Source organism: Streptomyces torulosus (assembly GCF_001419765.1).
GTDB classification, from domain to species: Bacteria; Actinomycetota; Actinomycetes; order Streptomycetales; family Streptomycetaceae; genus Streptomyces; species Streptomyces torulosus.
Map to the genome: position 1 here is coordinate 1 of NZ_LIRK01000289.1, position 14,196 is coordinate 14,196.

A 14,196-nucleotide genomic window follows, 5' to 3' on the forward strand; every position below is an offset into this window, starting at 1 on the left:
CCCATCCCCCGACTCTCCATGACCGCCCATCGTGGCACGAAGAACCCGCAACGGGGCACCCTTACGCCAACTGCCACCAAGTACTCAACACGGCAGCCGACCCTGCGCGTTGATCTGCCGTACCCGAGCGCGCAGCACGTCTCCCGGCGCCGCCTCCCGCAGCGAGCCGGGAGGGCAGTCCCACTCCCGGCCGCCCCCGACGGGTCTCAGCTGGACGTAACCGCCCTCCTCCCCCATCACCTCGCCGAGCCGCCCGTCCCGTACGTCCACGGCGTACGACCGTCGGGCGGTCACGTCTCCGCCGCCTTGCGCAGGACGGCGGCGAGCCGGGCGGCGACGGTCATGTTGCAGCACCCCAGCCGCACGAGGGGGAACGGCTGGTCGCTCGCGCCGGTCACCGGGTCGATCCCCAGCGACGGCAGGATGATCCCGACGGCGCGCAGGGCCTGGTCGAGCTGCTCGACGGCCTCCTCGGTCGTCAGGGCGAGAATCCGTTCCGGGCGCCGCCGTCCGTTCGCCGCGGCTGTTCTGTTCTTCACGGCCAGTTCCTCCACGCTGGGTTGCAGATTCACCACACAGCGTGTCCGAAGGGTGTCTAGCCTGGCCAGATACGACGCCCCAACAGGGGGACTGCTGGACAGGGGAGCACGACCATGCCCGGACCGAAGGACCTCGACCCGTCGTCATCACCCCGCGCGCTCCTGGGCGCGGAGTTGCGCCACGCCAGGGAGAAGGCGGGCCTCAGCCAGGAGGACCTGGGCCAACGACTGTTCGTGAGCGGCTCGTTCGTGGGTCAGCTGGAGTCGGCGGTACGGCGTATGCAGCCGGAGATCGCGCGGCTCATCGACCTCGCGCTGGATACGGGGGACTTCTTCTCACGGAACTGCCTGGCCACCGCCAAGTCCAAGTACCCGGAACACTTCGCCGAGGCAGTAGAGGCAGAGGCATCGGCTACGGAGATCCGGCAGTACTCGCCGCTTCTGATCCCTGGGCTGCTACAAACGGCCGCATACGCGCGAGCCGTGTTCCGTGCGTACCGGCCCACGGCATCGGTCGAGGTGATCGAGGGGTTGGTGGCTGCTCGCCTTGAACGGGCCCAGCTCCTCGACGGTCCAACAGCTCCGTTGCTGTGGACCGTCATTGACGAGGCCGCACTACGCCGAGCAACGGGCGGCCGCAAGGTCATGGCGGAGGCCCTGAACCACATTGCGGCCCTGGTCCAGCAGAACCAAGTCATCGTGCAGGTGCTGCCGTTCGACGCAGGGGCCCATGCCTCGATGGAGGGGTCCATGAAGTTGATGGACTTCGCAGACGCCCCACCGCTGCTCTATTTCGAGGGGGTCGGCTCTGGACGGCTGGAGGACGACCCGGGGACCGTCCGCTACCAGCGGCGCACATACGAGTTCCTCACCGCCGCAGCTCTCTCGCCTGAGAAGTCCCTGGTCATGCTCGAAGCCATGGCCCAGGATTACTCGCATGAGGAACCTCTCTGAGTACGACCTGGACGCAGCCGTCTGGCACAAGTCCAGCCACAGCGGCGGCAGCGGCGGCGACTGCCTGGAAGTCGCCGACGGCCACCCCACCCTCGTCCCCGTCCGCGACTCAAAGACCCCCCTCGGCCCGGCGCTCGTGTTCCGGGCCGAGGCGTGGTCCATGTTCGTCGAAGACGTCAAGCAGCCGCGGCGCTAGGCGAAGACGACCTCCGCCAGGCGAGTCACCTGGTCGGGGTCGGCCGCCCAGCAGTAGAGGATCACCTCGTCCGCCCCGATCCCGGCGTACCCGGCGACCGCCGCCCGGATCGCGTCCGGTGTGGTGAGGAGCCCCTCCGCCATGTACTCGGCGCGCCCGGTGAACTCGTAGTAGCGCAGCAGGTTCGCGCGGGCGTCGGCCACCACGGACGGCGCCCCCAGCGCGACGCTCGCCTGGGCCACGAGCTTCGGGCGCCCCTCCCTGCCGTACTTCTCCCACGCCGTCTCGACGTCGCGGAACATCCGGTCCATGTACGCCGGGGGCAGCGCCGCCCCGAGGAAGCCGTCGCCCCAGCGGGCGACGCGTTCGAGCGCGGCGGGGGCGAAGCCGCCGAAGAGGACTTCGGGGCCGCCGGGGGTGGCGGGCAGTGGCCCGACCGCGCCGACGCCCTCGGCGTACGGTCGGCCGGCCCACGCCCACCTCAACTGCTCCATCTGCTCGTCGAGTCGGCGTCCGCGCCGTCGGATGTCGATGCCCGCGACCCGGCAGTCGTCCTCGCGCCCGCCGACCCCGATGCCGAGCGTGAAGCGCCCGCCGGACATCCGGTCGAGCGTGGCCGTCTGCTTGGCGAGGATCGCGGTGTTGTAGTGCGGGGCGAGGAGCACCTCGGTCTGGACGCGGACCCGGCTCGTCGCCCCGGCGAGGGCGGACAGGGCGACCAGCGGGTCGGGGTTGTCGTAGACGAGGCGGTCGAGGAGTCCGAGCGTCGAGAAGGGCGAGTCGTCGGCGAGGCGGGCCCAGGTCAGCAGACCGGCGGGGTCGTCGACGGGCAGCCCGAGCCCGACGGGCACGGACGCGGGGACGGACACGGGTACGGGAACGGGGCTCATGGCGGAACACTCCTGAGCAGTAGAAGAGGGCAGGGCAAAGTCACTGCCGCCCCCTCCATGGCCCGCGCCGTCTCGCGCGGTTGCTCCCGTTCTGCGGCGTACTTCTGGAGAGCGTGTTCGTCAGAGTGCGCCCACCGTACGCGGGAGCCGCCCCACCCGGCGAGCGAATTAACAGCCCGCCGAGCCGCCCCGAGGCTCAAGCCCCCAGCTCCGAGCCCTCTTTGCAGGGAATGGGAGGTGGGCCTCAACCCGCCCTCCCACCCGGCATGTTGACGTCCCGCGTTCAAGTTGCCACGCACCGTGATCGTGCTGATAGCGTGCGCGCAGACGAATCAGCCCCCGTCAGGTGCGCCAACACCTGCGGGGGCCTGACCTACAAGATCGAAGAGAAAGTTCGATCCCATGGCTGATGCCAACCTTAGTAGCGCTCCCCTGCCCGCGCACGCGTCCCCGCTCGGGTCGCCCCACCCCATGGCCAACCCGGGCTACGGCAAACGCACCGCCCCCGGCCAACACCGCCGCTCCGCACATGACTTCGCGCACCTCGCGCCCCGCGAAGCAGCGATCGCCGCGTACATCGACCGGCTGCCCGACGGCGCCGACATCTCCGTGAAGACGCTGGCCAAGACGCTCCCGTACGGCCAGTGCGCGCTGCGTACGGCCCTCAACAGGCTTCAGCAGGCCGGTCACTTGCGCCGGGGGCGCGAACATCTGACCGCCGAGTCGGGCAGCGCCCGGTGGATCACCCGATCGTGGTTCTCCCGGACCGCGCGGGACGACGACTGGTGGGCGAGCTTCACGCGGGGCGGCGTACCGGAGACGCGGCGGGAGACACAAGGGGAGGACCCCGAGCGTGGCCGCCCGACTCGGTCCCGGGCCCACATCCTTCTCGCGGCCCTCGGCCGTACGACCCCGTCCCTGTCCCTCTCCCAGGCGGACTGCGCGGCGCTGGCCCCGCTCCTCCTGCCCTGGTTCGAGCGCGGCGCCACGGACGAGACGATCCGCCAGGCGCTCACCACGGGGCTCCCCAGCCCGGTCCACAGCCCGGCAGCCCTTCTCCGCACCCGCCTCACCAGCAAGCTCCCACCGGAGCCGGTACCAGAACCGGAACCGGAACCCGTATGCCCGCCACTCCGCATGCTGGAGTGCGCCACCTGCGGCACTCCGGGCGCACCGGAGGCCCTCCCGGGCGGCACCTGCGGCGCCTGCCGGGGCGAACGCGCCCCCTCGCCCCACAAGGCGCCCCTCCCGGCTGCCTCGGTCCACGCCCGCGCGGCGGAGATCCGTGCGGCGATGTCCCTGAAGCCACGAGAGAGGACACCCGTATGACCGCTCCTACGGTCCGCCGCCACCCTGCCGGGGCACGATGGGAGGAAGGAGGCGACACCATGACCCCTGACACCGCTGAGCACCCGCAGATGTCCGTCGAGGACTTCGAGGAACTCGTCCGCAGGGCCCCGAGGGAGCTGCGGAACCGGCTGGAGTTCCTCGGCGGGAGGCTGTGCGTCCGGCACGGCCCGCTCGATGTCGACGAGTTCGAGGACCTGGCCGCCGTGGCCCCGGAAACCGTACGGCTCGAGTACATCAGCGGAAAGGTAGTAGTCAAGGCCATGCCGGACGGCAACCACGGCGAGATCTTCATGTGGCTGCTGCGCCAGTGCATGCAGCAGCGCCCCGAGTTGAACCTCATGCCTGAGCGGGGCGTCAAGGCCGAGGCATACTGCAAGGGCCGCGCCCTCACGGACGGCTTCCTGGCGCCAGAGGGGCACTTCAGGGGCCACGGAAACTGGTCCGACCCCGACGGCGCCCTCATGGCCGTCGAGATCACCTCCCACGACCGTGACACCGACCGCCGCGACCGCGTCGACAAGCCCGTCGGTTACGCGGCGGCCGAGATCCCCGTCTATCTCCTCATCGACCGGGACCACCACACGGTCACCGTGTTCAGCGAACCGAAGGACGGCCGGTACCAGCAGACCGACTCCCACCCGTGGGGCGCGACCGTGGAGATCCCCGCTCCCGTGGGCATCACACTGGACACCGAGAAGCTCAAGGACTACGCGGACTGACCGGCCCGGCCGCTCAGCCTCCTACTTGAACGGCACGTTCACGCAGGCCAGCCGCAGCCCCGCCGTCCCCGCGTGCCCGGCGTGCGTGGACGTGCTCTTCTCGTGCAGGACCACCGAACGCGCCCCGCCCTCCCGGAACCGCCAGTCGACCGTGGCGATCGCACGCGCCGAACCGTCCTTGTCGGTGTTCACGTCCAGCCACACCTCGTTGTCGGGGTTGGCGAACTTCGGGTCGACGGACGGCTGCACCGGGTCGGCCTGGTCCTGGTAGTGCGGCCCGGCATCGGCGGGCAGCTTGCCGCACGGCTTGGTGTGGACGTGGGCGCCGTACGTACGGTTCGCGACCAGGTCCCGCAGCCGCAGCTCGATCCGTGTGCCGCCGTCGCGCCGCAGTTCCTCCTTGACCTGCACGCGGGCGCCGAGCGGCGCGAGCGCGGTGTCGTAGGTGACCGCCGGTGCCACGTCCGCGGTGGCCGCCGGAGCGAGGACCGACTTCACGACGACCTTGACCACGGGCCGCTTCTTCGACGGCGTGTCGGCCGCCGCCTCGGGCGAAGGCTCGGGGCGGGTCGCGGACGTGGTCTCGCTGGCGTTCGCGCCTGCCGCGATGCCGAGACCGCCGGCGACCGCGCCGACGGCGGCGACGGCCGCGATGAGCCGCTTGTGCTTGAGGGTGAGCTTGTGTCGTGCCATGAGCTTGTCTCGTCCCGTTCGTGGGGGGTGAAGGGGAGCGGTCGCGCAAGAAGAAGGCACCTCAACTGCCGCTCATCAGCTGGCAGTTGAGGTGCCCGGGCGACGCTGCGCTCACGACACTACAGCGGCACATTCGGCGGAATTGGATCACTACCGCCGGGTACTGGGGAGACTTGGCGAAAAGTCCGGGCCCAGCGACATGCTCAGCTCAGCGACGCCATGGACGCAGGCTCGAACGCCTTCAGCTCGTCGAAGCGGCCGTCGAGCACCTTCGCCGCCCACTCCGGGTCCTGGAGCAGCGCACGGCCCACGGCGACGAGGTCGAACTGCTCGTCCTCCAGACCGTCGAGCAGGTCCTCGATGCCTCGGACGTCGGAGCTCTCGCCCTGGTAGGCCGTGGTGACATCGCCGTGGAGGCCGACGGAGCCGACGGTGATGACTGGCTTGCCGGTGAGCTTCCTGGTCCAGGCGGCGAGGTTGAGGGCGGAGCCCTCGAACTCGGGCTGCCAGTAGCGGCGGGTCGAGGCGTGGAAAGCGTCGACGCCGGCTGCCGCGAGCGGGGTCAGCAGCGCCTCGAGCTCCTCGGGGCTGTCGACGAGCCGCGCGTCGTAGGCGCCGAGCTTCCACTGCGAGAACCGGAAGATGACCGGGAACGTCGGCGACACCGCCGCGCGCACGGCGGCCACGACCTCCGCCGCGAACTTCGTACGGGCGACGACGTCACCGCCGTAGGCGTCGGTGCGGCGGTTGGTGCGCTCCCACAGGAACTGGTCGATCAGATAGCCGTGGGCGCCGTGGAGTTCGACGCCGTCCATGCCGATGCGCTCGGCGTCGGCGGCAGCCTTGGCGAACGCCGCCACGACCTCGTCGATGTCGGTCTGCTTCATGGCCCGCCCGCCCCCGGCGACACTGCCGTCACCGCGCAACCCGGACGGACCGAGCACCGGCGCCTCGGGGAACGGGGGCTTCCCCTGCTCCCGGACGGTCCCGATGTGCCAGAGCTGCGGCACGATCGTCCCGCCCCCGGCATGCACCGCCTCGATGACCTTCGCCCACCCCGCGAGCTGCTCCTCCCCGTGGAACCGGGGCACCCCGTCGCTCTCCCCCGCCGACTCGTGCCCCACATACGTACCCTCAGTCACGATCAGGCCCACGCCTGCGGCCGCCCGCCTCCCGTAGTACGAGGCCACATCCGGCCCCGGCACCCCGTTCGGTGAGAAGTTCCTGGTCATCGGGGCCATGACGATCCGATTCGGCACGGTCAGCCCATTGATGACAGCGGGCCGGGAGAGAACGTCGGCGGCACGGGAGGTGGACGCGGTGGTCACGTGGGGACTCCTCGGAGAGGTCGGTGGCACATCGGGCGGTCGGTCACTGCGGCGCCCCGCCCGCGCTATATGCACGTGCATGGATCGCTCTACTCGTCAACCTCCCCGCCCGCCACGGCATTCCGCCGAGGGCCGGCGGCTTGTGTGACCCCGGACACGCCCGAGGGCGGCACCCCCTGTCGGAACAGGGAGTGCCGCCCTCGGTACTGACGGACCGGGTCCGAACCTTCTCTCTACGAGGAGGCTCAGAAGTCCATGTCACCGCCCGGCATACCGCCACCGGCGGGCGCGGCGGCCTTCTCCGGCTTGTCGGCGATGACGGCCTCGGTGGTGAGGAACAGCGCGGCGATGGACGCGGCGTTCTGCAGGGCGGAGCGGGTCACCTTCGCCGGGTCGATGATGCCTTCGGCGATCATGTCGACGTACTCACCGGTCGCGGCGTTCAGGCCGTGGCCGACGGGCAGGTTGCGCACCTTCTCGACGATGACGCCACCCTCGAGACCACCGTTGACGGCGATCTGCTTGAGCGGGGCCTCCAGGGCGAGCTTCACGGCGTTGGCGCCGGTCGCCTCGTCACCCTCCAGGTCCAGCTTCTCGAAGACCGTGGAGGCCTGGAGCAGGGCCACGCCACCACCGGCGACGATGCCCTCCTCGACGGCCGCCTTCGCGTTGCGGACGGCGTCCTCGATGCGGTGCTTGCGCTCCTTGAGCTCGACCTCGGTCGCGGCACCGGCCTTGATGACGGCCACGCCGCCCGCGAGCTTCGCCAGGCGCTCCTGGAGCTTCTCGCGGTCGTAGTCGGAGTCGCTGTTCTCGATCTCGGCGCGGATCTGGTTCACGCGGCCGGCGACCTGGTCGGCGGAGCCGGAGCCGTCGACGATCGTGGTCTCGTCCTTGGTGATGACGACCTTGCGGGCGCGGCCCAGGAGGTCCAGGGTCGCGTTCTCCAGCTTGAGGCCGACCTCCTCGGAGATGACCTCGCCGCCCGTGAGGATGGCGATGTCGCCGAGCATGGCCTTGCGGCGGTCACCGAAGCCCGGGGCCTTGACGGCGACGGACTTGAAGGTGCCGCGGATCTTGTTGACGACCAGGGTCGACAGGGCCTCGCCCTCGACGTCCTCGGCGATGATCAGCAGCGGCTTGCCCGACTGCATGACCTTCTCCAGGAGCGGGAGCAGGTCCTTGACGTTGGAGACCTTGGAGTTGGCGATGAGGATGTAGGGGTCCTCGAGCACCGCCTCCATGCGCTCCATGTCGGTGGCGAAGTACGCCGAGATGTAGCCCTTGTCGAAGCGCATGCCCTCGGTGAGCTCGAGCTCCAGACCGAAGGTCTGCGACTCCTCGACGGTGATGACGCCTTCCTTGCCGACCTTGTCCATGGCCTCGGCGATCAGCTCGCCGATCTGGGTGTCGGCGGCGGAGATGGAGGCCGTGGAGGCGATCTGCTCCTTGGTCTCGACCTCCTTGGCCTGGTCGAGCAGCGCACCGGAGACGGCCTCGACGGCCTTCTCGATACCGCGCTTCAGGGCCATCGGGTTGGCACCGGCGGCGACGTTGCGCAGGCCCTCGCGTACGAGCGCCTGGGCGAGGACGGTCGCGGTGGTCGTACCGTCACCGGCGACGTCGTCCGTCTTCTTGGCGACTTCCTTGACCAGCTCGGCGCCGATCTTCTCGTACGGGTCCTCGAGCTCGATCTCCTTGGCGATGGACACACCATCGTTGGTGATCGTGGGGGCGCCCCACTTCTTCTCGAGGACGACGTTGCGACCCTTGGGGCCGAGCGTCACCTTGACGGCGTCCGCGAGCTGGTTCATGCCGCGCTCGAGGCCGCGCCGCGCCTCCTCGTCGAACGCGATGATCTTGGCCATGTGAAGTGGTCCCTCCAGGACTGGGGGTGATTCCTTCGGACCGCGCCCGCGCCCGCGACGGACGGCTCGCCTGCCTCGTGGTTCCTTGCCCCACCTGGCCTGCGGGCCTCACCGACCCGGTCCTTCGTTGTCACTCTCACCTTCAGAGTGCTAACGCCAATGATTAGCACTCGGCATGGTCGAGTGCAAGCGCCTCCGGATGATCCGCAGGTGAACGCGCCCCTACGCGCCCGGTCGGCGCCCTCCCGAACGGACGAGTCGGACGGCGGCCCGGAGCACGCGGCCCGGACACGCGGAAGGGTCCGCACCCCGAGTACGGGGTGCGGACCCTCCGAGAAGAACGAAGAACGTCGCTGCTAACCGGCGCGTTGCTTCAGCCTGCGAGACGGACCATGTCCGCCTGCGGACCCTTCTGACCCTGCGAGATCTCGAACTCGACCCGCTGGCCCTCTTCCAGGGTGCGGTAACCGTCCATCTGGATCGCGCTGTAGTGGACGAATACATCCGCACCACCGTCGACCGCGATGAAGCCGTACCCCTTCTCCGCGTTGAACCACTTGACGGTGCCCTGAGCCATGCCTAACTCCCCTATTACTGGCCCTTGCACAGATCCACACTTCGCGGACCCGGGTCAGACCTCACCCCCCAACGGTTGGGGGTGTGCGCCGGAACGCGTCGACCGCGGCTGAATGTATCTGCCCAACTGCCGTCTGCAACAGGGCAATCGGACGAGAAAATCTGGACAGGCCCGGTCGGGAATGTACGAACAATTCCCCTGAATTCAGGGCAAGTCGGGCCCCACAAAAGGCGCGAAACACGCAAATGCCCTACAGACTTTGGCTACTTCATATAGGGCGTGCGGCGCGATTGGATATGCGCCCGGCATGAAATCACAACGGCAAGCGGGCCGGGTTCCCCAACTGTACCGTGCTCAACCATAGAGAATTGCCCCCTCCGCTTCTCTCACGGAGGGGGCAATTCGATGAACAATCCGTAATCAAGGTTACCGACGGTTACTACCGACGGGTACGGAACGGTGATCAGCCGCCGGCGACGGCCGGGATGATCGACACGCCCGCACCGTCCGGCGTGGCCGTCTCCAGCCCCTGCTCGAACCGCACGTCGTCGTCGTTCACGTAGACGTTCACGAACCGCCGCAGCTTCCCCTGGTCGTCGAGGACGCGCGCGGCGATCCCGGTGTGGTTCTTCTCCAGGTCCGCGATGACCTCGGCGAGGGTGGCACCTTCGGCCTGGACCTCGGCCTGACCGCCGGTGTAGGTGCGAAGGATGGTGGGGATGCGAACGCTGACGCTCATGACTGGTGACCTCCGGGTGTGTGCGGCAGAGCTGAGAGGGCGCGGGGCTGGGTGGTTACGCGAGCCCGGCGTCGCGGAACGAGTCGAGGTTGGGACGGATGGTCGCGGTGAGCCCCGTCCCGGCGACCGCGTCCAGCGTCTTGAGACCGTCACCCGTGTTCAGCACGACGGTCGTCAGCGCCGGGTCCAGCAGCCCGTTCTCGATCAACTTCCGGGTGACCCCGACGGTCACCCCGCCGGCGGTCTCCGCGAAGATCCCCTCGGTCCGGGCGAGCAGCTTGATCGCGTCGACGATCTGCTCGTCGGTCACGTCCTCCACGGCCCCGCCGGTGCGCCGGGCGATGTCGAGGACGTACGGCCCGTCCGCCGGGTTGCCGATGGCCAGCGACTTGGCGATCGTGTCGGGCTTCTGCGGCCGGACGACGTCGTGGCCCGCCTTGTACGCGACGGACACCGGCGAGCAGCCCTCGGCCTGCGCGCCGAAGATCTTGTACGGCTTGTCCTCGACGAGCCCGAGCTTGATCAGCTCCTGGAGCCCCTTGTCGATCTTCGTGAGCTGCGAGCCGGAGGCGATCGGCACGACCAGCTGGTCCGGCAGCCGCCAGCCGAGCTGCTCGCAGATCTCGTACGCGAGGGTCTTGGAGCCCTCGGCGTAGTACGGCCGCAGGTTGACGTTCACGAAGCCCCAGCCCTCGCCGGCCGGGTCGCCGATCAGCTCGGAGCAGAAGCGGTTCACGTCGTCGTAGTTGCCCTCGATGCCGACCAGCTCACCGCCGTAGACAGCGGCCATGACGACCTTGCCCTGCTCCAGGTCGTGCGGGATGAACACGCAGGAGCGGAAGCCGGCGCGGGCGGCGGCGGCACCGACGGCGCCGGCGAGGTTGCCGGTGGAGGAGCAGGACAGGGTGGTGAAGCCGAAGGCGCGCGCGGCCTCCAGGGCCTGGGCGACGACGCGGTCCTTGAAGGAGTGCGTCGGGTTGCCGGAGTCGTCCTTGATGTAGAGGCCGCCGGTGACACCCAGCTCACGGGCGAGGTTGTCGGCCTTGACGAGGTGGGTCCAGCCGGGGTTCAGGTTCGGCTTGGTCGCCACGTCGGCGGGGACGGGCAGCAGGGGCGCGTACCGCCAGATGTTCGCGGGGCCGGCCTCGATCCGCTTGCGCAGCTCCTCCGTGTCGTAGGCGGAGTAGTCGTACGCGATCTCCAGCGGGCCGAAACACTCCTCGCAGGCGAAGACCGGTCCGAGGGGGACGCGGTGACCGCACTCGCGACAGCTCAGGGCGGCGGCGGGGCCGAGGTCGACGCTCTGGGCGGCACCGTCGGTGGTGGTGGATTCGGTTGCAACAGTCTGCGCAGCCATGTGAGGCGAGGCCCTTTCTCCTCATCTTCCTCACGACGCATCTCGTCGTGAGACGGATTTGGCACCTTCCCTAGCCGGACCTCGCCACGGCGACGTGACAAGACAGCTGGAGGGTTGCCGGGGCTTCATCGGGCCGTATCCCTCTGCCCCTCTGGATGAGCGGTATTTGGTTGTATACGCACACGAGCACCGACATGCGATGGTCATCAGCGTTGTTCAAGACTGTAACCGAAGGCCAGGACAGTTGAGAGAGCCGTCCGAACCGCGAGATGAACGCAGAGGAGCCGCGCACTGTGCTGAAGGAAGTCGAGCGCTGGCTGAGCACCCGCTCCTGGTCCGTGACCGATCGCCCGCTCCATAGGATCCTTGCCGCGAAACGGGCCTCGGGCCAGACCGTCAGTGTCGTCCTGCCCGCGCTGAACGAGGAGGAGACGGTCGGCGACATCGTCGCCGTCATCCGCCATGACCTCGTGGAACAGGTCCCGCTCGTCGACGAGGTCGTCGTCGTGGACTCCGGATCGACCGACCGCACCTCCGAGGTCGCGGCGGCGGCCGGGGCGCGGGTCGTCCACCGCGACGACATCCTGCCGCGCCTGCCCGCCGTGCCCGGCAAGGGCGAGGTCCTGTGGCGGTCGCTGCTGGTCACGACCGGCGACATCGTCTGCTTCATCGACGCGGACCTCAAGGAGTTCTCCTCCGACTTCGTCTCCGGGATCGTCGGCCCGCTGCTCACCGACCCCGGCGTCGACCTGGTCAAGGCGATGTACGACCGCCCGCTCGGCGCGGCCGCCGGCCAGGGCGGCCGGGTGACCGAACTCATGGCCCGCCCCCTGCTCAACATGCACTGGCCCCAGCTGGCGGGCTTCGTCCAGCCGCTGGGCGGCGAGTACGCGGCCCGCCGCTCCCTCCTGGAACGCCTCCCGTTCCCCGTCGGCTACGGCATCGAACTGGGCATGCTCGTCGACGCGCTCCACCTCGTCGGACTCGACGCGCTGGCCCAGGTCGATGTGGGCGTCCGCAAACACCGCCACCAGGACGGGCAGGCCCTGGGCCGTATGTCCGCGGCGATCTACCGCACGGCCCAGCTCCGCCTGGCCCGCGGCCACCTGATCCGTCCCGTCCTGACCCAGTTCGAACGCGGCGCGGAGGGTTTCGAGCCGCGGACGTACTCGGTGGACGTGGAGGAACGACCGCCGATGGCGGAGATCGCGGAGTATGTGGAACGGAAGGCAGCGTAGGGGGCGCCTGAGGAGTGCCGAGTGCGGTCTCGTTGGCCGGTGCGGGTAGGTGGGGCTGGTCGCGCCCACGCGGCGGAGCCGAGGATGAAGGGGCGGGCCGCAGGCCCGATCCCTTCAGGGGCGCGGGGAACTGCGCGAGAAACCACGAACTACCCGCACACGCCGACGCACAAGTCACCCCCACCCCCCTAGGCGCTCCTGTATACGGCCGAACCGCACGTTTGAGCGGTTCGACCACGGGCTAGGTTGAGCCGTATGGCATCAACGCACGCTGCAGCCCAGGTGCTGGTCGCCTCCAACCGCGGCCCCGTCTCGTACACCCAGGACGACTCCGGCGGTCTCACCGCGAAGCGCGGCGGCGGCGGACTCGTGTCCGGCCTGTCGGCGATCGGCCCCGACGCCGGCGCCCTCTGGGTGTGCTCCGCACTCGGCGACGGCGACCGCGAGGCCGTACGCCGCGGCGTCGGCGAGCCCGGCGTACGCATGCTGGACATCCCCGCCGACGTCCACCACGCCGCGTACAACGGCGTCGCCAACTCCACGCTGTGGTTCGTGCACCACATGCTCTACCAGACCCCTCTGGAGCCCGTCTTCGACGCGGAGTTCCGGGCCCAGTGGGCCGCGTACGAGACGTACAACCGGTCCTTCGCGGAGGCGCTGGCACAGGAGGCGGCGGACGGCGCGGCCGTGCTCGTGCAGGACTACCACCTGACGCTCGTGCCGAGGATGCTGCGCGAGCTGCGCCCCGACCTCAGGATCGGTCACTTCTCGCACACCCCGTGGGCGCCCGTGGACTACTTCCGGCTGCTGCCCGACGACATCGCCGCGGAGGTGCTGAAGGGCATCCTCGGCGCCGACCGGGCCGCGTTCCTCACCCGGCGGTGGGCGGACGCGTTCACCGCGTGCTGCCACGCCGTCCTGGGCCCCGACGCCACCTCCGGCACCCGGATCGGTGTGCACGGGCTCGGCGCCGACGCGGACTTCCTGCGGGCCCGCGCGCACGAGGCGGACGTCGACGAGCGGATCGTCGCGCTGCGGGAGCAGATCGGGACGGCCCCCGACGGCACGCCGCGCCGCACGATCGTCCGCGTCGACCGCACGGAACTGTCCAAGAACATCGTGCGGGGCCTGCTGGCGTACCGGCAGCTCCTCGACGACCGCCCGGAGTGGCGCGAGCGCGTCGTGCACGTGGCCTTCGCGTACCCGTCGCGGCAGGACCTCGCCGTGTACCGGGAGTACACCGCCGAGGTCCAGCGGGTGGCGGCCGAGATCAACGAGCGGTACGGGACGCCGGGCTGGACCCCGGTCGTCCTCCACGTCAAGGACGACTTCGCCCGCTCCCTGGCGGCGTACCGCCTTGGCGACGTCGCCCTCGTGAACCCCATCCGCGACGGCATGAACCTGGTCGCCAAGGAAGTACCGCTCGTCTCCGACAGGGGCTGCGTGCTGGTGCTGTCGCGGGAGGCGGGGGCGTTCGAGGAACTGGGCGAGGACGCGGTGGTGGTCAACCCGTACGACATCGGGGGGACGGCCGGGGCGCTGCACGAGGCGCTGTCGATGGGCGCGGAGGAACGAGCGGAACGCACGAAGCGCCTCACGGCGGCGGCGACGGCTCTGCCACCGGCCCGGTGGTTCTTGGATCAGTTGGGGGAGCTGAGGGCGACATAGCTCGGGGCCTGGGGTGCGTGGGCGGCTGCGGGTGGTTCGTGGTTTCTCGCGCAGCAGTTCCCCGCGCCCCTGGAGGGACG

General features: G+C 69.8%; 15 protein-coding genes and 1 riboswitch. Of the genes, 6 read left to right on the forward strand and 9 right to left on the reverse strand.

The genetic code is table 11. From position 1 onward, the window contains the following. Positions 1 to 84: 84 nt before the first annotated feature. Positions 85 to 294, reverse strand: coding sequence for a hypothetical protein (locus tag AOK23_RS20580; RefSeq protein ID WP_055714161.1), 210 nt, complete (start codon positions 292 to 294; stop codon positions 85 to 87). Beyond that, positions 291 to 539: a hypothetical protein gene (locus tag AOK23_RS20585; protein ID WP_055522105.1), complete on the reverse strand. Its 249-nt coding sequence runs from the start codon at positions 537 to 539 to the stop codon at positions 291 to 293. The genes AOK23_RS20580 and AOK23_RS20585 overlap by 4 nt, the downstream gene beginning before the upstream one ends. A gap of 114 nt (positions 540 to 653) precedes the next feature. Between AOK23_RS20585 and AOK23_RS20590 the strand changes: the two genes are divergently transcribed. Then, entirely contained in the window at positions 654 to 1,493 is an 840-nt protein-coding gene (locus AOK23_RS20590; protein ID WP_055714163.1) for a helix-turn-helix domain-containing protein, read from the forward strand. Then, a complete protein-coding gene (locus AOK23_RS20595) occupies positions 1,477 to 1,689 on the forward strand; it encodes a DUF397 domain-containing protein (RefSeq protein ID WP_055714164.1) in 213 nt (70 codons plus the stop codon). The genes AOK23_RS20590 and AOK23_RS20595 overlap by 17 nt, the downstream gene beginning before the upstream one ends. On the opposite strand, the gene AOK23_RS20600 is transcribed toward AOK23_RS20595, so the two are convergent. Continuing rightward, positions 1,686 to 2,540: an LLM class flavin-dependent oxidoreductase gene (locus AOK23_RS20600; protein ID WP_055714171.1), complete on the reverse strand. Its 855-nt coding sequence runs from the start codon at positions 2,538 to 2,540 to the stop codon at positions 1,686 to 1,688. The two genes, AOK23_RS20595 and AOK23_RS20600, sit on opposite strands and share 4 nt — an antisense overlap. Before the next feature lie 441 nt (positions 2,541 to 2,981). Between AOK23_RS20600 and AOK23_RS20605 the strand changes: the two genes are divergently transcribed. Then, positions 2,982 to 3,908, forward strand: a complete 927-nt coding sequence (locus AOK23_RS20605) for a hypothetical protein (protein ID WP_420823725.1) — start codon at positions 2,982 to 2,984, stop codon at positions 3,906 to 3,908. 59 nt (positions 3,909 to 3,967) lie between these two features. Next, a complete protein-coding gene (locus AOK23_RS20610; RefSeq protein ID WP_169800315.1) occupies positions 3,968 to 4,648 on the forward strand; it encodes a Uma2 family endonuclease in 681 nt (226 codons plus the stop codon). A gap of 21 nt (positions 4,649 to 4,669) precedes the next feature. On the opposite strand, the gene AOK23_RS20615 is transcribed toward AOK23_RS20610, so the two are convergent. The 6 genes from AOK23_RS20615 to thrC form a co-directional block, all read right to left on the reverse strand. Next, entirely contained in the window at positions 4,670 to 5,341 is a 672-nt protein-coding gene (locus AOK23_RS20615; protein WP_055714166.1) for a superoxide dismutase family protein, read from the reverse strand. A gap of 203 nt (positions 5,342 to 5,544) precedes the next feature. Continuing rightward, entirely contained in the window at positions 5,545 to 6,669 is a 1,125-nt protein-coding gene (locus AOK23_RS20620) for an NADH:flavin oxidoreductase (RefSeq protein WP_055714167.1), read from the reverse strand. A 245-nt stretch (positions 6,670 to 6,914) separates the two neighbouring features. Continuing rightward, the gene (gene groL, locus AOK23_RS20625; protein ID WP_055518761.1) at positions 6,915 to 8,537 is read right to left on the reverse strand and encodes a chaperonin GroEL; all 1,623 of its coding nucleotides are present in this window, start codon (positions 8,535 to 8,537) and stop codon (positions 6,915 to 6,917) included. 373 nt (positions 8,538 to 8,910) lie between these two features. Then, positions 8,911 to 9,114 (reverse strand): cold-shock protein, encoded by a 204-nt coding sequence (locus AOK23_RS20630; protein ID WP_009339379.1) that lies wholly within the window; start codon positions 9,112 to 9,114, stop codon positions 8,911 to 8,913. 463 nt (positions 9,115 to 9,577) lie between these two features. Then, positions 9,578 to 9,853 carry a MoaD/ThiS family protein gene (locus AOK23_RS20635; protein WP_055518759.1) on the reverse strand — a complete coding sequence of 92 codons (276 nt, stop codon included), beginning with the start codon at positions 9,851 to 9,853 and terminating at the stop codon, positions 9,578 to 9,580. Positions 9,854 to 9,908: 55 nt separating this feature from the next. Continuing rightward, the gene (thrC, locus tag AOK23_RS20640) at positions 9,909 to 11,210 is read right to left on the reverse strand and encodes a threonine synthase (protein WP_055714168.1); all 1,302 of its coding nucleotides are present in this window, start codon (positions 11,208 to 11,210) and stop codon (positions 9,909 to 9,911) included. A gap of 18 nt (positions 11,211 to 11,228) precedes the next feature. Next, positions 11,229 to 11,372, reverse strand: a riboswitch (SAM riboswitch). A gap of 131 nt (positions 11,373 to 11,503) precedes the next feature. On the opposite strand from thrC, the gene AOK23_RS20645 reads away from it, so the two are divergent. Continuing rightward, positions 11,504 to 12,448, forward strand: coding sequence for a glucosyl-3-phosphoglycerate synthase (locus AOK23_RS20645; RefSeq protein ID WP_055714169.1), 945 nt, complete (start codon positions 11,504 to 11,506; stop codon positions 12,446 to 12,448). A gap of 255 nt (positions 12,449 to 12,703) precedes the next feature. After that, positions 12,704 to 14,116 (forward strand): alpha,alpha-trehalose-phosphate synthase (UDP-forming), encoded by a 1,413-nt coding sequence (locus AOK23_RS20650; protein WP_055714170.1) that lies wholly within the window; start codon positions 12,704 to 12,706, stop codon positions 14,114 to 14,116. Positions 14,117 to 14,196 lie beyond the last annotated feature (80 nt).